Source organism: Gilvimarinus sp. 1_MG-2023, from assembly GCF_030548285.1.
The window spans coordinates 1-290 of sequence record NZ_JAUOSC010000784.1; the positions used below are offsets into that span (position 1 = coordinate 1).

General features: G+C 57.6%; 1 pseudogene. It reads right to left on the reverse strand.

The window, feature by feature from the left end:
* Window positions 1–290: pseudogene (locus Q4563_RS19035) on the reverse strand (hypothetical protein); the annotation flags it as partial.

The following is a 290-nucleotide window of genomic DNA, read 5'->3' on the forward strand; positions in this document are numbered from 1 at the left end:
TGATGGGGGAGCGAACCCCAAGAATGGCCTTGAGTGACAGCCAGCGCTGGAATAATGGGTTGATCGCTTCGCAAGGCAGGTACGCCAGGCTGGGGCCATGATTGATCTGGTCAGTATGAGCCAGTGTTGCCAGGTCCAGCTGTTCAAATACTTCGTGCAGATATACCCGGCCTTCGGTATGGGCGGTACTGCCGTGGAACAGGATACGGTAGCCCATCTGCTCCAGCAGCAGTGCTGATAGCAGACACCAGAATGGCTGGCGGCGTTTGCCTGCGTAACTGGGCCAGACC